Source organism: Luteibacter jiangsuensis, from assembly GCF_030812295.1.
GTDB classification, from domain to species: domain Bacteria; phylum Pseudomonadota; class Gammaproteobacteria; order Xanthomonadales; family Rhodanobacteraceae; genus Luteibacter; species Luteibacter jiangsuensis_A.
In genome coordinates, this window is the sequence record NZ_JAUSSK010000002.1 from 370,514 (window position 1) to 394,503 (window position 23,990).

Here is a 23,990-nt window from a genome sequence, read left to right on the forward strand (position 1 = left end):
CCGGGTCAGGCCACGGGCGGCAACGTGTCGATGAACTTGTCCAGGGTCACCGGATAGTCGCGCACGCGTACGCCGGTCGCGTTGTACACGGCGTTGGCCACGGCCGCCGCGACGCCGCATATGCCCAGCTCGCCGACGCCCTTGGCCTTCATGGGCGAGGACATGGGATCGGTCTCGTCGAGGAAGACCACGTCCTGGTGCGGGATGTCGGCATGTACGGGGACTTCGTATCCGGCAAGGTCGTGGTTGACGAAGAAGCCCAGACGCCGGTCCACCACGAGTTCTTCCATCAGCGCCGCGCCGACACCCATCGTCATCGCCCCGATCACCTGGCTGCGTGCCGATTTGGGATTGAGGATGCGCCCGGCGGCGCAGACCGCGAGCATGCGGTCGACGCGGATCTCCCCCGTGGCCGCGTCGACGCGCGCTTCGACGAAGTGCGCGCCGAATGTCGATTGCTGGTAGCGCTTGCCGAGGTCTCCATATTCCATGCTGTCCTCGGCCACCACGTCGCCGGCCGCCGCGGCCTGCGTGATCGGCACGCTGCGCTGACCCACGGCCACCTTGCCGTCCTCGAAATTGGCGGCATTCGGGTCCAGCCCCAGCTTCTGGGCGATGGCTTCGCGCAACTTCACGCACGCGGCGTAGACACCCGCCGTCGAGCTGTTGCCGCCCCACTGCCCGCCCGAACCGGACGAGACGGGAAACGTCGAATCGCCAAGGCGCACATCGATGCGATCCAGCGGCAGGCCCATCATTTCCGCGGCGGTCTGCGCGATGATCGTGTAGCTGCCGGTGCCGATGTCGGTCATGTCGGTTTCCACCGTGACACGTCCGTTGCGATCGAGGCGGACGCGGGCGCCGGATTTCATCACGAGGTTGTTGCGGAACGCGGCCGCCATGCCCATGCCGACGAGCCAACGCCCGTCGCGTCTTGTCGCCGGTCGCGTGGCACGATGTTCCCAGCCGAAGCGTTTCGCCCCGGTGCGCAGGCATTCGACCAGCCGGCGTTGCGAGAACGGACGGTCGGGCTTTTCCGGATCGACCTGGGTGTCGTTGAGGATGCGGAACTCGACCGGGTCCATGCCGAGCTTCTCGGCCATCTCGTCGATCGCGATCTCCAGCGCCATCAAGCCGGATGCCTCGCCAGGCGCGCGCATGGCGTTGCCTTCGGGGAGATCGAGCACGGCGAGGCGGGTGGCCGTCATGCGGTTGGCACCGGCATAGAGCAGGCGCGTCTGTTGCACGGCGGTTTCCGGGTCACCGCCGGGAAGGTCGCCCGACCAGCTCTCGTGGCCGATGGCCTGGATCTTCCCGTCTTTCGAGGCACCGATGCGGATTCGCTGGATCGTCGCGGGGCGGTGCGTCGTGTTGTTGATCATGAAGGGGCGCGGCAAGGCCACCGCCACGGGACGCTTGGCGGCCCGTGCACCGAGCGCGGCCAGCAGCGCGTCGGAACGGACGAAGAGCTTGCCGCCGAAGCCGCCGCCGATATACGGCGAGATGAGCCGTACGTTCTCCTTCGGAATGCCCAGCGTGATTGCGACGTCGCCACGCCCCCAGTCGATCATCTGGTTCGCGGTCCACAAGGTGAGCTTGTCGCCTTCCCACGCCGCGATGGAGGCATGCGGTTCCATCATCGCGTGCGAGTGGTCCGGCGTGGTGTACATGGCGTCGAGTTTCACCGCCGAGGCCGCGAAGCCCGCGGCGAAATCGCCCACGGCGGTATCCGACTTACCCCTGTCCGGCTTTCTAGCTGAATCCTTCGCCGCGGCGAGATCGAACTTGCCGGGGCTGCGCGCGTAATCCACGCGCACCAGCTGTGCCGCGGCGCGGGCCTGCTCGAAGGTTTCCGCGACCACCACCGCGACGGCCTGGTGGTAGTGCTCGATCTCCGGGCCGCCGAGCAAGCGCGCCGTATTGAACTTGCCCTTGTCCAGCTTGCCCGCCGTCTTCGCGGTGACGATCGCCAGCACGCCGGGCGCGCGTTGCGCACGGGTGAGGTCGATCGAGACGATGCGGCCCTTGGCGATGGACGAGCCAACGACATAGCCATAGGCGTGATGGGGAACGGCTTCGTGCTGTTCGTACGCGTAATGCGCGGTGCCCGTGGTCTTGAACGGTCCGTCGATGCGGTCGACCGGCTGGCCGACGACCTTCAGGCGATCGATCGGATTGGTGGTGGCGGGAGTGTCGAATTTCATGCCTTCGCCTCCTTCGCTTCGGCGAGGCTCGCCGCGATGGTCCGCTCGACCAGCGTGACTTTGAATGCGTTGCCTTCGGTGGGTTGCGCACCGGCGAGCAGCCGCGTCGCGACCGCCTTGGCCCCCTTCGGGAATTCGGTTTCAGCCGCCTCCACCCGCCATGGCTTGTGCGCCACGCCGCCGAGCGCCACGCGGCCACTGCCATCGGGCTGCACGATCATGGCGACCGATACCAGGGCGAACGCATAGGACGCGCGGTCGCGAACCTTGTGATAGAGCTGCGTGCCACCGACGGGCCTGGGCAAGGTGACGGCGGTGATCAGCTCGCCCGGCGCCAGGACGTTTTCGATGTGTGGCGTGTTGCCGGGCAACGTGTGGAAATCCGCGATGGGGATGCGGCGCGTGCTGCCATCCGGACGCACGGTTTCCACCGTGGCATCGAGCGCACGCATGGCCACGGCCATGTCGCTGGGATGTACGGCGATGCACGACTTGCTCGCCCCCACGATCGCGTGCTGCCGGCTGAAGCCGCCGATCGCCGCGCAGCCGCTGCCGGGCAAGCGCTTGTTGCAGGCCTGATTGGTGTCGTAGAAGTAGGGGCAGCGCGTGCGCTGGAGCAGGTTGCCGCCGGTGGTGGCCTTGTTGCGCAACTGGCCGGAGGCGCCGGCGAGCAAGGCGCGAGAGAGCAAGGGATAGTCACGCCTGATCCTCGCGTCGGCCGCCAGGTCGGTGTTGCGGACCATGGCACCGAGTCGCAGGCCGCCCTCGTCGGTCGGCTCGATGGTGTCGAGGTCCAGGCCATTGACGTCGATCAGGTGCGCCGGCTCCTCGACGCCGATCTTCATCAGGTCGAGGAGGTTCGTTCCGCCCGCGATGAACTTCGCTCCGGGAACACGCGCCGCCGCGGACGCGGCGGCGGCCGGGGTAGTGGCACGCTCGTAGGTAAACGGCTTCATGCCTTCACCCCCGCCACTTCGGCGATCGCTTCCTGGATATTGGAGTACGCACCGCAGCGGCAGATGTTGCCGCTCATCCGCTCACGCAATTCGATGGGGTTTATCCGGGCCTTCGCCGTCAGGTCGCCCGTGACGTGACTGGGAATGTCGTCGCGGATCTCGTCGAGGACCGCCACGGCCGAGCAGATCTGCCCTGGCGTGCAATAGCCGCACTGGTACCCATCGTGCTTGATGAAGGCGGCCTGCATCGGATGAAGGCGCGCGGGCGTGCCCAGGCCCTCGATGGTGGTGACCTTCGCACCCTCATGCATCACCGCCAGGGTGAGGCAACTATTGATGCGGCGGCCGTCGACGATAACGGTACAGGCGCCGCACTGACCATGGTCGCAACCCTTCTTCGTACCGGTGAGGTGCATGTGCTCGCGCAACGCGTCGAGCAGGGTCGTCCGGGTGTCGAGATCCAGTTCCTGCGCCCTGCCGTTGACCTCCAGGGCGACCTTGGCGGTGACGGGCGAGCGTATGCCGTCCTTTGCGGCGGTGGCGGCGACGAGTCCTGGCACGGCTAGGGCGGTCGCCGAGACCGCTCCCATTTTCAGGACTTCGCGGCGCGTGAATTTCCAGTCGTTCGACGGATCCATGGGTCGGTCCTCAGCGCTGTTGGGGTATGCCTGGACAGGCGGCCGGGGCTAGCCAGCCGAGGGTAGGCCATTCGCGGCTGGGTTTGTAGATCTCGAATCCGCAAGATCTCATATCGATAATTCATGAATGAGGTTGCCGAGATACGCACCCCCGCGGCGAACCTGGTCCAACGGTATAGGCACGCCACCCGGGGGGATCGTGGCGGCTTATCAACATGCCCTGGTCTCCCTCGGGCCAAGCGTTCGATGTCGAGCCAGCGTCATTGTTGCAACGCGCTGGTCGGTACATTGCGCCTGCACACGGCGCATACGCCGCCTGCCGTCGGTTTGTTCCCAGACCGTGGTGAAATCCGCCTGGCCGTCCGCGGCGCGAACCTGACTCACGAAGAACGTCTCGAGAGTCACGAGGCGGTCATCCATTGGCCCCGTGACCGGGGTTCCCGGCCACGGGGCCAACCCTATCGGCCGCCTGTTCCTACTCGACGCCAGTCACCCAAACCTCCACCCGGCGATTCGGTGCCAGGCATGCGATCAACTGTCCGTGGGCTGCCTCCTCGCAACCCTTCACCGGATCGGCCTCGCCCAGGCCCTCCGCGGTCACGCGATCGGCGGGGATGCCCTGTGCCACCAGGTAACCCTTCACCGCCTCCGCACGGCGTTGCGACAAGGTGCGGTTGTAGGCGTCGCTACCGAGACGATCGGTATAGCCGACGATGCGCACGGATCGCAGCGTGTCGCCCTGGTCACGCAACGCCCTGGCCATCTCGTCCAGGCTGCCCTTGCCGGCTGGCGCCAACTCGGCGCTGTCGAACGCGAAGAGTGCATCGGCGGACAGTACGCGAGGCTTGCGTGCCGCGACCGGCGCGGGGGCTACCGGTACGGGAGCGGGCGCCGCGTCCTTCAGCAAGTCGGCACACGCCTCGGGTTTCCAGTAGAAGCTGCGAGCCAGCTTGTCGTCGTCGAACAACACCTTGTACTGGCACACGGTCACTTCGTCGCTGCCGGGCTTGCGGAAGTTGAACACGTAGTTCCATTCCCTCACGCCCCAGATGCCTTCGCTGAAGTGCGGGTATCCGATCAAGTCGGACACCTGCTGCTTATTGAGCCCGGATCTCATCAGCCGCAAGTTCGACAGGTTGGGAAACGTGCCTCCCTTGTGCATGGGCGTGACCTCGCCCACCGCGGGCCACACCACTTCGCCTGCCGAACGGCCGTCCTTCGCCACGTCGTGGCTGATGTTTCCACAGGCCGCCAGTGCCAGTGCAAGCGAGACCACGGAGATGCCTTTCAACGATGCGCGCATGTTCTTGATTCCTTCGATAGCATTCATGGGTTCGCTCCTCACCACACCACGCCCGCGCCGATGCCCGCGCCGGCATCGCCGCGCGAGTTCGTCGTGGCATTGAGCTTCATGATGTAGCGTCCGCTTTCCGTGATCGTCGACATGCCGACGGCGATGCCGGTCTCGCCGTGGAAACTGCCGACCGCCACCGCCGCCGCGTTCTGGTTCGGCTGGTAGGCCTGCGGCAGGCTGGCCATGGCCATCGCCGAGGCGATGCCCGCGTTGGCGCGGTTGCCGATGCGATTGAGTTCCTGGTCCACGCTCTGGAAGCGCTGGTCGACGTAGCTCTTGGTCCAGTTCTTCGCGCTCTCGATCGCCTGGTCCAACTGGCCCACGTTCACCGCGTCGGTGCTGTTCACACCGGCAGCCACGTTGGTGACGGTGCGCTCGTTGCCTACCGAACCCACGGAAACGGTGTTGGATTGATTGGCCACCGAGCCCGCACCGATGGCGACGCTGTTGTCGCCCGTGGCGGAGGAGCCCGCGCCGATCGCCGTGCTGTTGTCGCCCGTGGCGGTCGAGGCCGTGTTGTTGTCGCCGCTGTTCTGGTAGGTATTGTTGGTGGTGCTGCCACCGCCTCCGGCCGGGAAGTTGTTGACGGCGTTGGACAGGTTGATGATCTGCGAGCCGAGCAACTCCAGCGTCTGGTTGGTCGCGTACAGCTGCGAGCCGTTGATCGCGTCCGTGCTGCTGCCACTGATCCGGCCGGCCGCCAGGTTGGTGATCGTGCGCTCGGCGCCCAACGCACCCACGCTCACCGTCGAGCCCGGCGTCGTGCCCGCGAAAGCATAGGTGGTGCCGTTGAGCGTGGTGCTCGCCGTACCCACCGCCGCATCCGTCGACGAACCCGAACCCAGGGCCACGCTACCGGCGAACGCCGCCTGCGACCCCGCGCCCAGGGCCAACGCCTGGATGCCGTTCGATACCGCATTGGTGCCCAGCGCCACGCCGTCGGCAAGGTTCACCGTCGCGTTCTGGCCGATCGCCGTGCCGCCCGGCGCCGTCTGCTGCACGATCGCGCCGTTGCCCATGCCGATGCCGTTGTTGCCGTTCACCGTGGTCTGCGGACCGATCGCCACCGACTCGGCACCTGCCGCCAACGAATCGGAAGCGGTCGAATTGGCATGGAAGTACTTGATCGGCGTCACCGAGAACGAGCTCATGGCGCCCTTCAGCTGACGCAACGACACCGCGTCCTGGTCTTGCGTACCGTCCGCCAGGTTGGTGATCTGGCGGAAGTCCGTGGCGTTACCCACCGATACCGCGCCAAGCAGGGTGCGATCCGTGGTGTTGTACGGAATCACATTGGTGCCGACGAGAATCGAGCCGGATGTGGGAGCGATCGCGCGATTCGACACGGCGCCCGACCCCAGCGCGACACCGCCCAGCACGGAGACACCGGTGCCCTGGCCCAGGGCTGTCGCGTTGTCCGCGGTTGCCGTCGCCCCGACACCCGCCGCCAGTGCATTGATGCCGGTTGCGCCGTCGTTGGCGTAGTTACCGCCCTGCGTGCCGTTGTCATTGACGCTGTAGTAGTGGATGGCGTTGGCGGCCACCGTGTCGTTCAACGTTTCCAGTGCCTGGTTCGTGGCGAACAGCTGCGAACCGTTGATCGCATCCGTGCTGTTGCCGTTCACCTGTCCTGCCGCGACGTTGGTGACGGTGCGCTCCGCACCCACGGCGCCGACGCTCACCGTGCTGCCGGGCGTGGTACCGGCGTAGGCATAGGTGTTGCCAGCGATGGTTCCACTGGCGGTCTGGACCACCGTTCCCGTGGTGCTACCCGCGCCCAAGGCCACGTCACCCACGTTGGCACCGGCGGTGGCACCGTTGCCGATCGATACGGCGTTTTCCGTGTTCGCGGTCGATACCGGCCCGATCGCCACGCTGTTCAATCCATTCGGCAGGGAATCGGCCAGGTTGGAGTTGGCGTGGAAGTACTTGATGCCGCCAGTATCGATCTGGTTGAAGATCTGCTGCAGCGAGCTGTACGTGTTGCCACCGTACGTGATGCTGGTGTTGATCGTGCCGGTGGCCGGATCGTAGGTGGTGCCGCCGCCGATCGTCGTGGCGATGGTGTCCCCCAGGTTCGTTACCGTGTTGCCGAGGTTGGTGACGCTGGTACCCACCGTGCCGATCGCCTGGTTGGCCGCGAACAGCTGCGACCCATTGATGGCATCGGTGCTGCCACCGTCGACACGGCCCGCCGCCACGTTGGTGATGGTCCGCTCCGCGCCGACCGCGCCCACGCTCACCGTCGAACCCGGTGTCGTGCCTGCGAAGGCGTAGGTGGTGCCGTTGATCACCGCATTGGCGGTACCCACCGCCGCATCCGTCGACGAACCCGAACCCAGTGCCACGCTGCCGGCGAACGCCGCCTGCGAACCCGCGCCCAGGGCCAACGCCTGGATACCGTTCGACACCGCATTGGTGCCCAGCGCCACGCCATCGGCGAGGTTCACCGTCGCGTTCTGGCCGATCGCGGTACCGCCCGGTGCGGTCTGCTGCACGATCGCGCCGTTGCCCATGCCGATGCCGTTGTCACCGTTCACCGTGGTCTGCGGGCCGATCGCGACGGACTCCGCACCGATGGCCGCCGAGTCGGTGGCGGTGGAATTGGCGTGGAAGTACTTGATCGGCGTCACCGAGAATGAGCTCATGGCGCCCTTCAACTGGCGCAAGGTCACCGCGTCCTGATCCTCCGTGCCGTCCGCCACGTTGGTGATCTGGCGGAAATCGGTGGCGTTACCCACGGATACCGAGCCGAGCAGGTTACGGTCGGTCGTGTTGTAAGGGATGACGTTGGTGCCGACCAGGATCGAACCGGAGGCGGGAGCGATCGCGCGATCGGATACCGCGCCGGAACCCAGCGCCACGCCGCCGAGCACGGACACGCCGGTGCCCTGGCCCAAGGCGGTTGCGTTATCGGCGGTGGCCGTGGCGCCGATACCCGCCGCCAGGGCGTTGAGGCCGCTGGCGCCGTCGTTGGCATAGTTCGCTCCCGGCGTGCCGTTATCGTTGACGCTGTAGTAATGCACGGCGCCCGCGGTCACATCACCACCGATCTGGTTGAAGATCTGCTGCAGCGAGCTGTAGGTATTGCCGCCGTAGGAGACGCTGGTGGTGATATTGCCCGTGCTCGGGTCGTAGGTCGTACCGCCACCGATCGTCGTGGCGATGGTGTTCCCCAGGTTCGTCACCGTGTCGCCGAGGTTGGTGACACTCGTGCCCAACGTTCCGACCGCCTGGTTGGTCGCGAACAGCTGCGATCCATTGATGGCATCGGTGCTGCCGCCGTCGATGCGGCCCGCCGCCACATTGGTGATGGTGCGCTCCGCACCCGTGGCACCGACGCTCACCGTGCTTCCCGGCGTCGTGCCCGCGAAGGCATAGACGGTACCGTTGATGGTGGCGCCCGTCGTGCCCACCGCCGTGTCGGTGGTCGACCCCGAGCCCAGCGCGACGTCGTTCGCGTTGTTCGCCGTGGCCGTGTTGCCGAAAGCCACCGAGCCGGCACCGAGTGCGCTGCTGGTGTTGCCCAGGGCCACGGAGCCAACACCTTGGGCGTTGTTGCCGTTACCCGCCGCCACCGCGCCATCGCCGTTCGCGGTGTTGTTCGAACCGACGGTCACGGCACCATTGCCGATGGCGGAGTTCGGATCGCCGATGGCGACCGCACCGTTACCGTTGGCGGTCTGCGCTTCACCCAAGGCGACGGCGCCGAGACCGCCGAGCACCTGCGAATTGTGACCCGCGGCGAACGAACCCGCGCCGGCACCGGCGGCGACGGTGTTCGTGTCGCCGATGGCGATGGTGGATGCCGCCAGTGCCTGCGATGACGTGCCGACCGCCACGCTGTTGTTGCCCGAGGCAGTGCTCACGCGACCCAGCGCCACCGCGTTCGTCGCCGTCGCCGAACTGCTGCCCAGGGCGGTGCTGTTCGTACCCGAGGCCAGCGTGAAGTTACCTATGCCGACGGCCCCCACGCCGCTGGCGGTGACGTCGATACCTACGGCGATCGCGTTGTTCGCCGTGGCGCCGCTACCGGCGATGCCGCTGGGAAGGGCGCCCAGGTACATGGAATTGATACCGGTGGCCTTCGCCTGCCTGCCGATGGCGATGGCGTCCGCCTGGCTCGCGTTCGCCTGCAAGCCCATGCCGATGGAATAGGTGCCCGACGAATTCACATCCGTACCGATGGCGATGGCCGACTCGGCCGATGCGCCGGTCCCGGTGCTGCGGGATCCCAGGTAGATCGCATTGAGCGCGGTCGAGTAGGCCTGCCAACCGATGGCGGTCGCGTGGGAGAAAAGACTTTGCGAGGCAAGTCCTGCCGCGGTCGCTCCGTCCCCCGTGGCTACCGCGTAGGCACCCAGGGCAGTGGCTTGTCCATTGTTTGCCGAGGCGGACGTACCGAGGGCGACGGCGTTCTGCGCGCCCACCACCTTCGCCAGGCCACCGATAGCGATGCTGTAGGAGGAGTTTACGTCGACCGATGCGTTGTTTCCCATGCCGACGGCGCCCACTGCAGCGACAGTGACCACCGGGCCTATTGCCGTCGCGGCGGTTGCCGTGGCGCTCGAGTTGATACCCAAGGCGACACCTTGGCCGGCGGTCGACTCGGAGTGCGTACCGATGGCGATGGAATTTCCGCCGGAAGCGGTAACGTCGGTGCCGACGCCGATGGCACCCGCGGCAAGCGCACCCGTGCCGCTTGCGGTACGCGCGCCGATGTAAACGGAATTGATGGCATTGGAATAGGCTCCGAAGCCAATGGCTATTCCGTTCTGGGCATTGGAAGTCGAGCTATAGCCGAGCGCCAACGCGCCCAATACGTTGGCTCTTGCCAGCGACCCAACGGCCGTGGCCCCGATCCCGCTGGCGGCAGACGCATAGCCCATGCACGATGCGGTGCTGTTATAGGCGTTATAGGGTGCTCCAGTGCAATCGACCGCCTGTGCCTCGGCCGACCCACTCCATCCTATCCATCCCGCCGCCATCAACAGGGTCAAGGCCATGGGAACCACACCACGCGCCGACGTTCGGCGGCTTCCTTGTCCCGAGCTGCCACCGCAGTGGCAGGTGGCTATCTCGGACGCGACCACGAGCTGGTTCAGTGCGCGGTTCCAGACTTTGCTATGTATCTTGTTCATACGATTTCCTTTTGCATGGGCTGATGCACGGGGGAGCGTGGTTGGAAACGTGAAACGCAGGCGCGCAAAGGGCCGCGAACGCGGGAACGCGTCCGGGTAGTGGGCTTGTTTTTCTTTTTATTTACGTCCGCGCACGATCACGCGCGGACGTCATGCGTCCCGTCGAACGACGAGAAGTCTCAAGTCAGGCTTGGTCGTAATCGGCAGCGTGCCAGGGGCGGGGGATGTCGGGCCCCGATGTGGGAAAAGCCGGGATTCCCGGCTCGAGGACTGCTGGAATGGTTTCGGCCCAGGCAGCCGCCTGTCCGGAAATTCCGCTCGCTAGTCCATCTGGATGGGTACGAATTATCCATCGCGTGCGCCACTCCCCCTGCAGCTTTCTTCCATGGTTCAGCCGGCATGGATACCGGAATGTGACCCGTGGTTTTTTATAGCTCAAATACTCCTACAGGAAAGATATGCACGATCTAAATCGTGAAATCTATCTCACAAAAACATCACGTTTTCTTGATGTCGATTTTTATGACGAAGGTGGCACGGCCGTTGCTTCGACTCGCGAGGAAGCACCGGACCGGCAGGGCGATGGAAGGGGGCAAGAAGTACAAAGCCACTTGCCCCAGGGGCGTCAGCCTTTCTTGCCGGCGGCAACATACACATGAGTGGTGTCGTATTGGGGACCGACCGCGAAGTCCCATATCGAAGCGAAGGTGGCCGGCACGATCGCCAGCGCCAGGGTGGCATGGAGAATCTGCGTTCGAATCATGATGATTTGCCACGCCTCCGGTAGACGTTTGGCGTCATCCCCAAGGCGCTCTTGAAGGCACGCGTGAAGTGGGCCTGGTCGTTGAAGCCGAAGGCTATCGCGATATCGGCGATGGCTTCGTTGGAATGGGCAAGCCGGTGGCACGCCTGTTCCAGGCGTTTACCATGACGCCAACGATGCGGGCTCTCGCCAAAGGTCGCCTTGAACGCTCGGCTGAAGTAGCCTCGTGACAGATTGCATGCGGCAGCCAGTTTGGTGATCGCGAGCGGCGTATCGAGTCGCGTGAGGGCGAGTTCCTCCACCACCTGGACTTGCCAGGCCGCCAAGCCACTCCCCTGGCGCCGTTCGCCATGCCCTTCCGTCGATTCCCGGTGTATGCGCAACGCCAGGGCAATGTAGTGCGCGCAGGCGGCGCGGTCCGCGCGGTCGAAGTCGGCCAGCTGGCGGAGCGCCTGGTTCAGGAGCTGCCGCACCACGCGCGTCCGCGCGTGGCTTGGGGAGGTACGCGGCGCGACTGTTTCGTGTTGCATCTTGGCTTGGATGCTATCCGCCCGTGGCATATGCGTGACCCCCTGTATGGGGGGATTCCCTGGCAGGTATCTCCAATCCGCATGTCCGTGAAAGCATCCATGCTGGGTGCAACTATCGTCATGCCCTTTCCATGTCCGCCCAGGAACCCGGCAGAGCCCGGGCATGGCGCCGCCCTGCGTCTTTGGGCCTCGTCCTGCTCGCGTGCCACGTACCCATCTCGACCGCTACTGATGCCTTGGCCGAAGGCCACGTCGACGGCAGCCTCCGTGTCTACGACTATCGCCGCGCGTACAGCGATCCGCACACGCCGGATGCATCGGCCTTCGCGACGGCATGGCTGCTCAATGCGCAAAGCCGCGAGTTCGGTGGGGGGTTCTCGGCCGGTGCATCCCTGGTCACCGCGAATGCGCTCGGCACCCGGCCGTCGGCGACGCGCCGGCTCGACGCGACCTTGATGGGCCGCGAAAATGCATTGACCGCCGTCAGCCAGGCCTATGTGCAGTTCCGGAACGATGCATGGACGGTACGCATCGGCGACCAGTACATCGATACGCCCTGGTTGGGGATAAGCGATTCGCGCGTGCTGCCGGCTTCGTATCGCGCCATGGCACTCGAGGCCCGGCCCGCGGAGGGATGGGTAGTCCGGCTGATCCGAAGCTACGACTGGAAGAGCCGTACCTCCGATCGCTTCCACCCCGACAATCTTTACTACCCGACGAACTACGACGGCGACCCCATTTACGGCGGCAACGGTGCGCTGCCTGCGGACGCCCGCGCGTTCGGGGGTACGTGGTCAGCCGGCGTCGCATACACCTCCGGCCCGTTCAAGGGCGAGGCGTGGTTCTACGACTTCCTTCGCTTTGCTCGCATGACGTACCTGGAAGGCACCTGGACATTCCAATCCCGTGGCGAGTGGACACCGTTCCTCGCCGGACAACTTGTCGAGGAATGGAGCGGTAGCGGGAACACCCTCGTCGATACGAGGATCCGGGTCATCGGCGTTGCCGGTACACGGGTACGCAGCGAGATCCCCGGTGTGGACATGGGCATGCGCATACGCGATACGACCGTGGATCTTGCATGGAACCGGGTGATGCGACAGGCGTCGGGAACGATCGGTGGCGGCGCCCTCATCTCCCCCTATACCGCGACCTATGCCACCGACCCGCTCTATACGACGTCCATGTTGCGCGGTCTGGTGGAACAGGGTCCCGGTGATGCGTGGAAGTTGAAGGCGAAGCAGGCATTCCTCGCCGGCCGCCTGCAAATCGTGACCGCCTACACACGATATCGCACGCTGTACCGCGGTGACAGCCACGATGTGTATGTCGATGTCATCTATCGGCTCGACGGGCGATGGCGAGGCTTGCAGTTGCGCAACCGGTGGGAACGCTCCAGCGGCGGTGCGAACAACCTCAATCCCGGCAATCGGCCCTTCTCGTTCGATCGCGTGATGATCTCGTTCGCCTTCTGAGCCGGCAGACCCTGGATCAGCGGAACCATGGCCTCGAGCGCAGGCGCGCCACCGTCCGATCGGGCAGCCGATAGGTCACCAGGGTCGCTTAGGGTAAGCTCGCGCCCGTACCGATTCGACGGCTCCCATGACCGCACGCCCCCTCCGCATCCTCGTTGTCGACGACCATCCGCTCTTCCGTGCGGGTGTGGTGGCGATGTTGTCTGCCGATCCGGGCATGGTCGTAGCCGGTGAAGCGGACACGGGAAAATCGGCGATCGATGCGTTCCGGACGCTGCGCCCGGACGTGGCCCTGGTGGACCTGATGTTGCCCGACCTGTCGGGCGACCAGGTCATCGCAGCGATGCGCAGGATCGATCCGCTGGCCCGCGTGGTCGTGTTGACCACCTATGCCGGCGATGCCTCCGCGCGTCGCGCGCTTGACGCGGGTGCCCAGGGCTATCTCCTGAAGACTTCACTGGCCGACGACCTCGTCTCGACCGTCCGGTCCGTCCATGAGGGTGATCTGCGCGTATCGCCGGAAGTGGCGCAACAGCTGGCGGAACACAGCGGGGATGAATGCCTGACCGACCGGGAGATCGCCGTGCTTCGGGGCGTTGGCGCCGGCCTGTCGAACAAACAGATTGCGCAGCGGCTGGGGCTGTCCACGGAAACGGTGAAGGAATACCTGTCCAACGCGATGGGCAAGCTGCACGCCAGCAACCGCGCGCACGCACTGGCCATCGCGCTCGCACGAGGTTTCCTTCGCTAGTCTTGGCGTACTTTCGGCCATCACCATTGATCGATGAAGTCGACGAGGGCGCGTGTGACGAAGTGTGGGCATTCGAGATTGGATATATGACCGGCCCCGGTATCAACGGAGAAGTCCTTATCCGAATCGATGAGACGTTAAAAGCGCATGGGCGTTGGTACCACCAAGACCGAACGCGCTGACTCCCATGAAATGCCTGCGCCGGGGATTCAGCGACCTCATGGCCTTCATGAGCTGCACCGGAGAACATGCGTCGAGGAGAGGTGCGGGTGAGTCGGCGTACGCGCTCGGCGGAATGTGCGCGTAATGGATCATGAGAGCTATCTTGATCACGCCAGCAATGCCCGATGCGGCTTCCGCATGGCCGATAAGGCTTTTTATCGATCCGAGCCAACATGGCGGGTCGCGACCACTGAACACTTGTTGTAGTGCCCTTATTTCCATGAGGTCGCCTTGCTGGATGCCCGTCCCGTGACCCTCCACATAGGCGATCTCATGGGGCTGGATTCCAGCGCTCGCGTAGGTCTGCCGAAGAAGTTCCACCTGCGCCTGTACGCTGGGAGCGGTAAACCTGTTTGACTGCCCTCCGTGATTGACCCCCGTGGCATTCACGGCGGCATAGCTTTTTCGGCACCGCACCGGCAGATCCTGCTCCCGCTGGAGAAGCAGCACCCCTACGCCCTCGGAGCGACCCATTCCATTGGCATCGCGGCTGTAAGAACGGCATCCACCATCCGACGCACCAACTCCTGCATCTCGATAGAACTTTTGCAACAAGGTGGACAGGATGACGTTGACGCCCGCGACCAAGGCGAAGTCACACTCGAATTCACGCAGCGACCTGACTGCGTGGTGCATCGCCACCAACGACGACGAACATGCCGTGTCGATGGTCATACTGGGTCCACGAAGATCGAGTTCATAGGAGAGGCGATTGGCAATCAGGCATAAGCCGTTGCCGGTGATGTCCTCCGGTAGCGTTTGTGCGACGTCGCCCCATTTCAGATACGCCAGGTCGTTAGTCATCGCTCCTACGAATACCCCGGTTCGGCTACCTCCGATTTCGTCGAAGGTCAGTCCCGCATCTTCCAGCGCTCTGCACGCATGTATGAGGACCAGCTTTTGCTGCGGGTCCATCCTGGCCGCCTCACGCTCTGGAATGTGGAAAAGGCGTGGGTCGAAGCGGCCTTCATGCTCGATATATCCGCCTCGCACGGGAATCTGAAGCACCTCTGCCTGACGGATGAACTCACGACGGTAAGCTGGCGGGTCGCCGATGGCGGAACGATTGGCACTGATGAGGCGCCAGTAGGCGTCAAGACCCTCCGCACCCGGAAAGTGACAACTCATCCCTGCGATCGCGATCATGACGGTACCTCCCTGTACGGCGTCGCTGCATGAAGTACCGTCTTCAGCGATCGGAAGAACTCCAGTACTGGTCACTCAGAAAATCGGCCATTTTGTCGTGTCCATACATTCATTCCTTGAATGGGTGATTCCATATGCAGCCGATCATCCGGTATGCGTCTTACACACTATGCAACACGATCTCATTGTTGGAATACGCCACAGGTCGTAGGTCTTCGCTAAGGCAATTCGGCTGGGCGCCACCCGGCGGTAGACCGTACGGACAAATGAGTTTCCAACGAACGATCCGCTGGCCCGCGTGGTCGTGCCAACCACCTATGCCGGTGATGCCTCCGCCAGGTCAGGGGGTGCGATCGTAGTTCACAGGCACCCACTGGTAGCCGTCGCCAGCGCGCTTGAGGTGGCCCAGCCCTGGGAACGATACGTGCGCCGCGGCGACCCAGTAGCCCTTGGCCGTGGCTTCATCCAGCGCCCGCTTGCGCGACGTGGCCGCTGCGGCTTCATCGTAGTCGTAGCGGATGGAGACGCCAGGCTCCGCCAGCTGGACCGTCGCGACGTGCACGGTGTCCCCCCAGGCAAGCAGGTGCTCGTCGCCGCTGCTGACCAGGTACCACGTGTGGCCAGGTGTATGACCGGGAGCCGGTAGGGAACGAATGCCCGGCAGGATGTCGGTCTCGCCGCTGAAGGTCACGACATGTCCTGCCTTCAGATAGGGTCCGAGCGAATCCATCGCGCCGGCGAACATCGGCAGGAGGATCTTGGGCACCTTCGGCTCGTTGGCGGGGTCCAACCAGAAATCGGAGTCGGCCTTGTTCACGTGCACGATGGCGTTCGGGAAGAACATCGTGCCATTACGGATGAGTCCGCCGACATGGTCGCGATGCAGGTGTGTCAGCAGGATATCCGTCACGTCTTCGGGCCGGTATCCCGCGGCGGCGAGGGCGGCGGGAAGGAAGCCGCCGTCGCCCGCGTAGAGCGGACCGGCGCCCGTGTCGATGAGCACCAACCTGTCCGGCGTCTTGACGAGGAAGGCGTTGATCGAACCCTGCACCGGCGAGGCGAGGTAATCCGCGTGAAGCAGGCTGTCGATCTTGCTCCGTTCGATGTGCGTCAGCAATTCATCCGCCGGAAAGGGATGCGTGCCATCCAGCAGCGCAGTGATTTCATCCCCGCCCATGCGCATGCGATAGAAGCCGGGACCTTGCGGACCCACCCGTACATCGGTTGCCGAGGCGACGGAAACGATGACGGCGAACGCCAGCAACCACCACGCGCGCATCACGCCTTGGCTCCCGTCCAGCCCTGCAGGAAGTCGAGCAGGAGGCCGTTGACGATGTCCGGCTGTTCTTCCTGTGGCAGGTGCCCGCACTGGGCGATCGGCTCCGCACGCAGGTCATGCGCCATGCCCTTCCACACCGCCGCCATGTCGAAGGTGCCGCCGACCGCCTCGAAGTCGGCGCCCCACAGCGACATCGTCGGGCACCCGATCAGCACGTCCGCATCCTGCTCGTCCTGGAGCACGTCCTCCGGTGCGGCGCGATAGTCGGCCATCGCCCCGCGCACCGCACCGGGTGCTCGGTACGCCTCGACGTAAGCGTCGAAGTCCGCGCCTCGTATGGTCTGGGGGTCGTAACACCAGTCGGTGAAGAAGTGGCGCAACCAGAGATCCTCACGACCCGCGATCAGCGCCTCGGGCAAGTCCGGCACCTGGTGGAACAGGAAGAACCAGTACGCCTTGGCCACCTTGGCGTTCATGGACTGGGCGACGATGCGCGTGGGCACGTTGTCCATCACGACGAGACGATCCACGCGCTGCGGATGGTCCTTGGTGAAGCGTGTCGCGACGCGTGCGCCCCGATCGTGGCCGACCAGCGAGATGCGCTCCATGCCGAGGTGGTCGAGCAAGGCGGCGAGGTCGCGCGCCATGTTGCGTTTGTCGTATCCGGTCGCGGGTTTATCGGTCTTGCCATAGCCGCGCAGGTCGGGCGCGATCACCCGGTAGTGCTGGGCGAGCACCGGGATTTGATGTCGCCACGCGTAGTTCGTTTCGGGAAAGCCATGCAGAAGGACCACCGGCGCCCCTTCGCCTGCTTCGATGTAGTGTTGCCGGATGCCGTTCGCCTTGACGGTGTGGTGTTTCATTGCCGGGGACAGCCGCTTGCCGTGGGAAGGCGGAGGGTATCTGGCGGGTGTATTGGAGGATAGAACGTTTGGGATGGCGCCGGTGGCTTCGTGCAAGCGTGTTCTTGCAGGGACCTCACGTGTACCGGTGCTTCGTGAGCCGGTCCCGACATGCTAGCGTTAGGGTCTGGCTCGTTGCCTTTTTCGGAATACCATGCGTGGATGCGAGGCACATGACGCGGTCATCCTGGCTGCCGGGGGCAACGGCCGGCTGGACACGCCAAAGCAGCTTCTGACGGTTGCCGGTGAGACCTTGCTCCAGCGTGCCGTCCGCATGGCCAGGGCCACCGGCCCTACCCATCTGATGGTGGTGTTGGGCGCGCATGCCGAACAGCTGGCTCCCCTGGTGACGGGTACCGCCATCCTGTTCGACCCTACATGGGAAGAAGGCGTGGCTTCATCCCTGCGTCGCACGGCCGCGGCGCTGGCCGGCCGGCCTTACCCCTTGCTGGTCGTCGTGGCTGACCAGCCTTGCCTCACCCAGGAGCACCTCGACAAGTTGCTGGTCGCCTATGACGGCAGTTGTGACGTGGTATCGGCGTACGGAGATGCCCTGGGTCCGCCGGCGTTGCTTCGTCCACAGACGCTGGCCCAAGCCCGTACGCTCCGGGGCGATGCCGCCTTCCGCCGCCTGTGGACCGGCGGCCATCCGGCGGCGATTCGCCGCGATGCCCTGGCTCGCGCCCTGGATACTCCGGAAGACGTGGCGGATGCGGTTCGTGCGGGGCTCATCGACGGCTAGCGGGACATACGGCCTTCGGCGTGATCCGCATGTCAGGAGTTCGCCATGACTCGGGCCTGCACGTGCCTGCTCCGATGCCTTCTAATGACATCGCTGGAAAATGCCGATGGTTACAATTGATAACGACAACAGGGGAACTCGCTTTGAACGTGCGAACCCAGGCTCTTGGCTTCCATTGGACGTTGGCAATAGTGCTGCTCGTTGGCCTAGCGCCTTTTGGCCGTGCCACCGCAGCCCGAGCCGGCGATGCGGACGACCCTTACGCCTGTGAGATCGGGATGTTCGCGGAAACCGCCAAAGCCATAGGATTCGCAGGCGATGACGCCTTATGGGGCGACAGTATGTTCAATGCGTGCCGCTACGACCCGGGTCGCGATAGCCGCATCATCGTTGCTCTGACCTATCTCGCGGGCGAGGAGAAGAGCGGCCAGAAATCTAACGACGATTCCAAATTCATGCGCGATCTCGACGTCGTTGTCCTTGAACCGGACCGGCACACGGTCATGGCGCATGCGCACGAAGACACGGCTATCGAAGACGGCGGCGCTCGCCTCGAAGGCATCACCATCGATACAGCGCGATACATGCTGGCCCCCGGTCTGCGTGCTTTTGGAGTGAGTGTGAATAATGAAACTCACTGCACTTGTGCGAATAATAGTTCCACGAATCTCAAGCTATACGTGCAACACGGTCATCGGCTCGACAACGTCGCCACCATCGAAACCCATTCCTGGCAGGCAGGCTATGAGATGGGTGCGGAAACCCCAGCCGCTTGCACTTCGACCGCCGCGCAAAAGAAAACCGTCGTCAATATCGCCAAAACCAGTAGCCATGGCTTGGCCGATCTACAACTCGTCACCACGGTGACGGGGGAGTACGACTTCGACGAAGATCCTTCGAAATGCCCGGCGATCAAACCGACGAAGACGATAACGACACTTCACTTCGATGGCACGACGTATAAATAGCGGCCGAGCCAATCATGACGAGGTCTTTCGGCAGGGGCCGGTGCCACCTGTCTGCCCCTAAGATGACCTGAGAACAAGGAGAACGAACCGTGTCGACGGAAGATTGGCTGAAACAAGGTATCAGCGCCGCTTGGTGGGTCTTGTTGGCCTGGTGGATATGGAGTTCGAGGGGTAACAAGAGTGCCGCGCGCGGCGAGCCATGGCATATCCGAGTGCTGCTCTATTGGATACCACTGGTGGTGGCGTTCGGCTTACTCGGGCCGGGCGACTGGTTCGGTCACACCTGGTTGCGCGAGGGCATCGTGCCGCATACGGTGCCCGTGTTCGCTGTTTCGCTGGTCATCGTCGTCGTGGGGGTGGGCCTGGCCATTTGGTCGCGCGTACTACTGGGACGCAACTGGAGCAGCGTCGTCCAGATAAAGCGCGGCCACGAACTTGTGGAGGCTGGTCCGTATCGATACATTCGCCACCCCATCTACACCGGTATCCTGATCGCGTTCATCGGAACCGCGGCAAAGGAGGGCGACGTCCGTGGGATAGTCGCCATCTTGATACTTTTCGCGTCGTTCTGGCGGAAGCTACGGATGGAGGAGCGGATGCTTGGGGAGACATTCGGTGAGACGTACGCCGCATACAAGAGGCGTACGAAGGCGTTGATTCCCGGGATTCTCTAAAACCCCGTCCGTCCGCACTCCCTTTTGAAGGTATCACCCAACGTTACTTGCGCGCGGCGATGATCTCGCTCAGGTAATCGGGAGTACCTTCAATGCGCACCAGATGCGGGTATTGCAGACCGCCGTGATAGTCCACCGGAATCGTGCGGAAGCGGCCCTGGCACTTCACCGTCAGTGCAATGGGTGTCTTGCTGTCTTTGGCGGCGGCGATCGCGCTGGTCAGGGCATCCTTCGAATAAGTGTTGCCATCGACGGCGACCACGGTGGCGCCGGTGCTGACGCCAGCCTTGAACGCCGGACCATCCCAGCGCACATCGTTCACCTTGCCGCTGTCGGTCATGGTCAGGCCGATCGACCACGTAAAGTTGAGTAGATGGCGGGAGGATTGGGGGCGGCTGTCCGCCTGCTTCTCGTACTCGCTCTCTTTGTCGTCGTAGACCAGCTTCCAGCCCGTGGCCGCGAGGCCATCCTGCAGCGGCGGATCGAGTGCGTTGACATGCGCATTCAGGAAGCTCGCCCAGTCGTACTTGGCGACACCGTTCAGGGCTGCCAACACGTCGTCGAACGTGTAGGTCTTGGGTACGTAGCTACCGTTGTCGACACCGAAGAACGCGCGCGCGAAATCGTCGAGCGACTGCTTGTCGTGTGTCAGGTTGCGAAGCTTGGCGTCGACGGCCAGCCACATCAGCTGGCCCCCGCTGTAGTAATCCTCACTCATCTGCCAGCTGCGGTATGGCAGGGCCGAGCGCCTGGCGATGGTCGGATCGTTGGTGGTGTCTTCGAGGGTGCGCCACTGGAAACCTTCGCGGTTGCGCTCGTAGTTGGCCGCAACCAGGGCCAGCCCGTCGCGAAACTCCTGTGGCGTCCACATACCGGCGCGCGCGGTCAGTACGAACCCCCAGTACTGGGTCTGTCCTTCGTACACCCACAGAAGCGAATCGCCCATCGGCACGTTGAAGTTGGGCGTCCACAAGTCAGCCGGGCGACGGAACTTGCCGTTCCACGAATGCGTGTATTCGTGAGCCAACAGGTCGCGTTCCGACGCTGCCTCTTTCCAGGCGGTGAAGTAGTCGGCACCCAGACCGTCTTCGCTGGACTGATGGTGTTCCGTACCGTTGCCAGCCAGTTGATCCGATAGAGAGAACAGGAAATCGTAGTGATCGTAATGATGCGATCCGAAGAGCTTCACCGCCTGCGTGACCAACGCGCGATGCACCGCGACCTGCTCAGGCGTCATCTCGAGGTATTTCGGCTCGTCGGCGACGATGTCCAGGTACACCGGGGCCTTGTCGCCCGGGTTGAGAGCGACCCGCTTGAAGTACTGGCCCGCATAGACCGGGGAATCGACCAGGTTCTCCAATGTCACCGGCTTGAAGGTCGTGGTGTCGCCCGACTTCGAGGCCGTTTCCAGTGCGGTACCGAGCTGCCAGCCGTGCGGCAATGTCAGGCTGGGCGCGAAGGTGATGTCGCGCGAATAGTAGCCCGCGGGGTATAGCGCCACCTTGCTCCATTCCATGGCCATCATGCGGTCGGTGATCTCGAAGTCCGCGCTATCCTCACGCTCCGACAGGTACTGGAATTCCGCATCGACCGTGGAGACGCCGGCGGGCACGTCGAGGTGGAACGCGTAGACGTTGTATTCGTCTCGCTTCCACGCTAGTGGCTTGCCATTGGCGCTGAGCTTGAGGCCGGCGAGCATCGCGATCGGGCCGGTCGGAGAGTGGTCGCCGGGGATCCACTGCGGGTATAGCAGGGTCAACGCACCCGCTTTCACCGGAATGGTTTCGTGGACGCGGAAGATGCCCTGCACGGTATCGTTGGCGTCGACGTGGATCGCCACCGTTCCGACGTAGGGCGAGTCCTGCGGTGGTGGAACTTGATCGGAAACCGTCTGTTGTGCACCGGCTGTGCCCGCTGCGAGCGCCATCGTCAGGGCTACGACAGGGCGCAAAAACTTACGACGCGTGATAGCCAGAGAACCAGCAAGAGTGACTGGGTACATGAAGGACTCGCGTGAGTGGTGAGGGACGCATACGAACGACGCGTCGGCTTCCCATCATAAACCGGCTGAGTGGAATTTCATGGCCGATATATCGTCCTTGGGCATGGGTGACGCGTATCCCATCGCGGACGGTATAAAAGGCTCCCACGGCGCGCCACGTCGTCAGAAGAGCTCACCCTGCGGCGATACAATGCGTGGCGCCACAAACCCCGACGTATCCAACACCGTATCCCAAGCCCGATCCAACCCCGCCTTCCGCATCGCCACCTGCACCCGCTTGCGAATAATGTCCGCGAACACCCCCTGCCCGCGCATGCGCGTCGCGAAGTTCGCATCGTAATCCTTCCCGCCATTCATCTGCTGAATCAGGCTGATGATGTGCGCCGCGCGATCCGGGTAATGCAACTCCAACCACTCCCGGAACAGCTGCTTGAGCTCATGCGGCAAGCGCACGCACGTATACCCGATCGAATTCGCCCCAGCCGCACCGGCCTGTTCGACGATCGCCTCCAGGTCACGCTCGTTGAGCGCCGGGATGATCGGCGCGACCAGCACACCTACGGGAACACCCGCGTTCGCCAGCGTCTCTACCGCTTTCATCCGCCGATGCGGCGCACTCGCACGCGGTTCCAGCTTCGACGCCAGCTTGTTGTCCAGCGAATTGATCGAGAGGAACACCTGCACCAGCTTGCGCTGCGCCATCGGCACGAGGATGTCGAGGTCGCGCTCGATCAACGCGTTCTTCGTGACGATGGTGCAGGGATGGTTGCACTCGTTCAGTAGCGCCAGCGCCGCACGTGTCAGGCGCCAGCGCTTCTCGATCGGCTGGTAGGGATCGGTGTTGCTGCCGATGTTGATCGGCTTGCACACGTAACCGCGCTTGGACAATTCCGCGCGGAGGATCTCCTCCAGGTTGGTCTTGGCGAACAGCTTGGTCTCGAAGTCGAGGCCGGGCGAAAGGTTGAGGTAGGCGTGCGAGGGGCGCGCATAGCAATAGATGCAGCCATGCTCGCAGCCACGGTAGGGATTGGTCGCCTGGTCGAAACCGACGTCCGGGGAATCGTTCCGCGTGATGACGCTGCGCGCCAGTTCCTCGCGCACTTCGGTGGCCGGCCGATGCTCGTCCTCTTCGCGATGCCAGCCGTCGTCCTCCGCCTGGAAGCGCGTGGATTCGAAGCGCCCTTCCGGGTTCGAGGCGGCGCCGCGGCCCTTGTGCTGGCGAATCATGGGGATTGGGTCTGACATTGTACAAATGTACGACTCTCTCGTCTCAGAATGCGCGATACAGCAACGACAAGGCCCGGGCCGAGCTTGAATGCGACAAGAAACCGGTCGCAGGCGGGTGCTCCAATCAACGCCCATCATCGGCCGACGCGCCGAGATGCCCCGTCCCCAAAAGGAGATTTGCCCATGCTGCACCGCTCGCTACTCCGTATCGCCACGCTGGCTGCCCTGGCCGCCAGCCCGGCGGCCTTCGCCGCCGACAAGCCCACCGTCGTCCTGGTGCACGGCGCGTTCGCCGACGCCTCCAGCTGGAACGGCGTCGTCGAACAACTGCACAAGGACGGCTACACCGTGGTCGCCGCGGCGAATCCGCTGCGTAGCGTCAAGTCCGACGCCGCGTATATCGCCGATGTCGTGAAGGGCATCAAGACGCCTGTCGTGCTGGTCGGCCACTCCTACGGTGGCTCGGTGATCACCGAGGCAGCCGAGGGACAGGACAACGTGAAGGCCCTGGTCTACGTTGCCGCCTTCTCGCCGGAAGTGGGTGAAAGCGCCGCCGGCCTCTCGGGCAAGTTCCCCGGCAGCACGCTCGGTCCCGCCCTCGCGCCGCCGGTCGACCTGTCCAATGGTGACAAGGATCTGTACGTGCAGCAGGACAAGTTCCCGGCGCAGTTCGCTGGTGACGTTCCGCTGAAGAAGGTGACCGTGATGGCCGCGGAACAGCGTCCGATCACCGCGTCGGCCTTGAACGAGGCGGAGACCGCCGCGGCGTGGAAGCACATCCCGTCGTGGCACATCTATGGCGATTCGGACAAGAACATCCCGCCCGCTTCGATGGCTTTCATGGCCGAGCGCGCGAAATCGAAGAAGACCGTCGTGGTGAAGGGCGCTTCGCACGTCGTGATGATTTCGCATCCGAAGGATGTCGCCAGCCTGATCGAGAAGGCTGCCAAGGGCGACTGACCCTTGTAAAGAGAAGCCGGCGGCCTCGCGGCCGCCGGCTTCCATCACCCACGATG

At 64.0% G+C, this 23,990-nt stretch carries 18 protein-coding genes; 6 read left to right on the forward strand and 12 right to left on the reverse strand.

Features of this window, described 5'->3' with window-relative positions:
- Positions 1–5: 5 nt before the first annotated feature.
- The 7 genes from paoC to J2T07_RS07095 all read right to left on the reverse strand — a co-directional run bounded on the left by paoC (position 6) and on the right by J2T07_RS07095 (position 11,529).
- A complete protein-coding gene (gene paoC / locus J2T07_RS07065) occupies positions 6–2,204 on the reverse strand; it encodes an aldehyde oxidoreductase molybdenum-binding subunit PaoC (RefSeq protein WP_306848513.1) in 2,199 nt (732 codons plus the stop codon).
- Positions 2,201–3,160 carry an FAD binding domain-containing protein gene (locus tag J2T07_RS07070; RefSeq protein WP_306848515.1) on the reverse strand — a complete coding sequence of 320 codons (960 nt, stop codon included), beginning with the start codon at positions 3,158–3,160 and terminating at the stop codon, positions 2,201–2,203. Before J2T07_RS07070 ends, paoC begins: the two co-directional genes overlap by 4 nt.
- Positions 3,157–3,798, reverse strand: a complete 642-nt coding sequence (paoA, locus tag J2T07_RS07075; protein WP_306848518.1) for an aldehyde dehydrogenase iron-sulfur subunit PaoA — start codon at positions 3,796–3,798, stop codon at positions 3,157–3,159. The genes J2T07_RS07070 and paoA overlap by 4 nt, the downstream gene beginning before the upstream one ends.
- A gap of 475 nt (positions 3,799–4,273) precedes the next feature.
- Entirely contained in the window at positions 4,274–5,128 is an 855-nt protein-coding gene (locus tag J2T07_RS07080) for an OmpA family protein (RefSeq protein WP_306848520.1), read from the reverse strand.
- A gap of 11 nt (positions 5,129–5,139) precedes the next feature.
- On the reverse strand, positions 5,140–10,293 hold the full coding sequence (locus tag J2T07_RS07085) for a YadA-like family protein (protein WP_306848522.1): 5,154 nt from the start codon (positions 10,291–10,293) through the stop codon (positions 5,140–5,142).
- 625 nt (positions 10,294–10,918) lie between these two features.
- A complete protein-coding gene (locus J2T07_RS07090; protein ID WP_306848524.1) occupies positions 10,919–11,056 on the reverse strand; it encodes a hypothetical protein in 138 nt (45 codons plus the stop codon).
- Positions 11,053–11,529, reverse strand: a complete 477-nt coding sequence (locus J2T07_RS07095) for a helix-turn-helix domain-containing protein (RefSeq protein ID WP_306848526.1) — start codon at positions 11,527–11,529, stop codon at positions 11,053–11,055. Before J2T07_RS07095 ends, J2T07_RS07090 begins: the two co-directional genes overlap by 4 nt.
- 293 nt (positions 11,530–11,822) lie before the next feature.
- Here J2T07_RS07095 and J2T07_RS07100 point away from each other — a divergent pair, with 293 nt between their 5' ends.
- Both J2T07_RS07100 and J2T07_RS07105 read left to right on the forward strand, forming a co-directional pair.
- Entirely contained in the window at positions 11,823–13,061 is a 1,239-nt protein-coding gene (locus tag J2T07_RS07100; RefSeq protein WP_306848528.1) for a hypothetical protein, read from the forward strand.
- Between the two features lie 127 nt (positions 13,062–13,188).
- On the forward strand, positions 13,189–13,812 hold the full coding sequence (locus J2T07_RS07105; protein ID WP_306848529.1) for a response regulator transcription factor: 624 nt from the start codon (positions 13,189–13,191) through the stop codon (positions 13,810–13,812).
- Between the two features lie 117 nt (positions 13,813–13,929).
- Here J2T07_RS07105 and J2T07_RS07110 read toward each other — a convergent pair whose 3' ends face one another.
- The 3 genes from J2T07_RS07110 to J2T07_RS07120 form a co-directional block, all read right to left on the reverse strand.
- A complete protein-coding gene (locus J2T07_RS07110; protein WP_306848531.1) occupies positions 13,930–15,180 on the reverse strand; it encodes a polyketide synthase in 1,251 nt (416 codons plus the stop codon).
- 340 nt (positions 15,181–15,520) lie between these two features.
- The gene (locus J2T07_RS07115; protein WP_306849509.1) at positions 15,521–16,459 is read right to left on the reverse strand and encodes an MBL fold metallo-hydrolase; all 939 of its coding nucleotides are present in this window, start codon (positions 16,457–16,459) and stop codon (positions 15,521–15,523) included.
- Positions 16,459–17,322, reverse strand: a complete 864-nt coding sequence (locus J2T07_RS07120; protein WP_306848532.1) for an alpha/beta fold hydrolase — start codon at positions 17,320–17,322, stop codon at positions 16,459–16,461. The genes J2T07_RS07115 and J2T07_RS07120 overlap by 1 nt, the downstream gene beginning before the upstream one ends.
- A gap of 193 nt (positions 17,323–17,515) precedes the next feature.
- Between J2T07_RS07120 and J2T07_RS07125 the strand changes: the two genes are divergently transcribed.
- The 3 genes from J2T07_RS07125 (at position 17,516) to J2T07_RS07135 (ending at position 19,745) form a co-directional block, all read left to right on the forward strand.
- Positions 17,516–18,103, forward strand: a complete 588-nt coding sequence (locus J2T07_RS07125) for a nucleotidyltransferase family protein (RefSeq protein ID WP_306848533.1) — start codon at positions 17,516–17,518, stop codon at positions 18,101–18,103.
- Between the two features lie 143 nt (positions 18,104–18,246).
- On the forward strand, positions 18,247–19,071 hold the full coding sequence (locus J2T07_RS07130; RefSeq protein WP_306848534.1) for a hypothetical protein: 825 nt from the start codon (positions 18,247–18,249) through the stop codon (positions 19,069–19,071).
- 89 nt (positions 19,072–19,160) lie between these two features.
- Entirely contained in the window at positions 19,161–19,745 is a 585-nt protein-coding gene (locus J2T07_RS07135; RefSeq protein ID WP_306848535.1) for a methyltransferase family protein, read from the forward strand.
- A 43-nt stretch (positions 19,746–19,788) separates the two neighbouring features.
- On the opposite strand, the gene J2T07_RS07140 is transcribed toward J2T07_RS07135, so the two are convergent.
- Together J2T07_RS07140 and J2T07_RS07145 are read right to left on the reverse strand one after the other, a co-directional pair.
- Positions 19,789–21,672 carry a M61 family metallopeptidase gene (locus J2T07_RS07140; RefSeq protein WP_306848536.1) on the reverse strand — a complete coding sequence of 628 codons (1,884 nt, stop codon included), beginning with the start codon at positions 21,670–21,672 and terminating at the stop codon, positions 19,789–19,791.
- A 237-nt stretch (positions 21,673–21,909) separates the two neighbouring features.
- Positions 21,910–22,974 (reverse strand): PA0069 family radical SAM protein, encoded by a 1,065-nt coding sequence (locus tag J2T07_RS07145; protein ID WP_306848537.1) that lies wholly within the window; start codon positions 22,972–22,974, stop codon positions 21,910–21,912.
- Between the two features lie 183 nt (positions 22,975–23,157).
- On the opposite strand from J2T07_RS07145, the gene J2T07_RS07150 reads away from it, so the two are divergent.
- Positions 23,158–23,934, forward strand: a complete 777-nt coding sequence (locus tag J2T07_RS07150) for an alpha/beta fold hydrolase (RefSeq protein WP_306848538.1) — start codon at positions 23,158–23,160, stop codon at positions 23,932–23,934.
- The last annotated feature ends 56 nt before the right edge of the window (positions 23,935–23,990 follow it).

Coding starts and splice junctions, on each gene's coding strand:
- J2T07_RS07145 (WP_306848537.1), bottom strand. CDS start 22,974: ATGATTCGCCAGCACAAGGGCCGCGGCGCCGCCTCGAACCCGGAAGGG.
- paoC (WP_306848513.1), bottom strand. CDS start 2,204: ATGAAATTCGACACTCCCGCCACCACCAATCCGATCGATCGCCTGAAG.
- J2T07_RS07080 (WP_306848520.1), bottom strand. CDS start 5,128: ATGAATGCTATCGAAGGAATCAAGAACATGCGCGCATCGTTGAAAGGC.
- J2T07_RS07140 (WP_306848536.1), bottom strand. CDS start 21,672: ATGGCGCTCGCAGCGGGCACAGCCGGTGCACAACAGACGGTTTCCGAT.
- J2T07_RS07090 (WP_306848524.1), bottom strand. CDS start 11,056: ATGATTCGAACGCAGATTCTCCATGCCACCCTGGCGCTGGCGATCGTG.
- J2T07_RS07105 (WP_306848529.1), top strand. CDS start 13,189: ATGACCGCACGCCCCCTCCGCATCCTCGTTGTCGACGACCATCCGCTC.
- paoA (WP_306848518.1), bottom strand. CDS start 3,798: ATGGATCCGTCGAACGACTGGAAATTCACGCGCCGCGAAGTCCTGAAA.
- J2T07_RS07150 (WP_306848538.1), top strand. CDS start 23,158: ATGCTGCACCGCTCGCTACTCCGTATCGCCACGCTGGCTGCCCTGGCC.
- J2T07_RS07070 (WP_306848515.1), bottom strand. CDS start 3,160: ATGAAGCCGTTTACCTACGAGCGTGCCACTACCCCGGCCGCCGCCGCG.
- J2T07_RS07085 (WP_306848522.1), bottom strand. CDS start 10,293: ATGAACAAGATACATAGCAAAGTCTGGAACCGCGCACTGAACCAGCTC.
- J2T07_RS07115 (WP_306849509.1), bottom strand. CDS start 16,459: ATGCGCGCGTGGTGGTTGCTGGCGTTCGCCGTCATCGTTTCCGTCGCC.
- J2T07_RS07110 (WP_306848531.1), bottom strand. CDS start 15,180: ATGATCGCGATCGCAGGGATGAGTTGTCACTTTCCGGGTGCGGAGGGT.
- J2T07_RS07120 (WP_306848532.1), bottom strand. CDS start 17,322: ATGAAACACCACACCGTCAAGGCGAACGGCATCCGGCAACACTACATC.
- J2T07_RS07125 (WP_306848533.1), top strand. CDS start 17,516: ATGCGTGGATGCGAGGCACATGACGCGGTCATCCTGGCTGCCGGGGGC.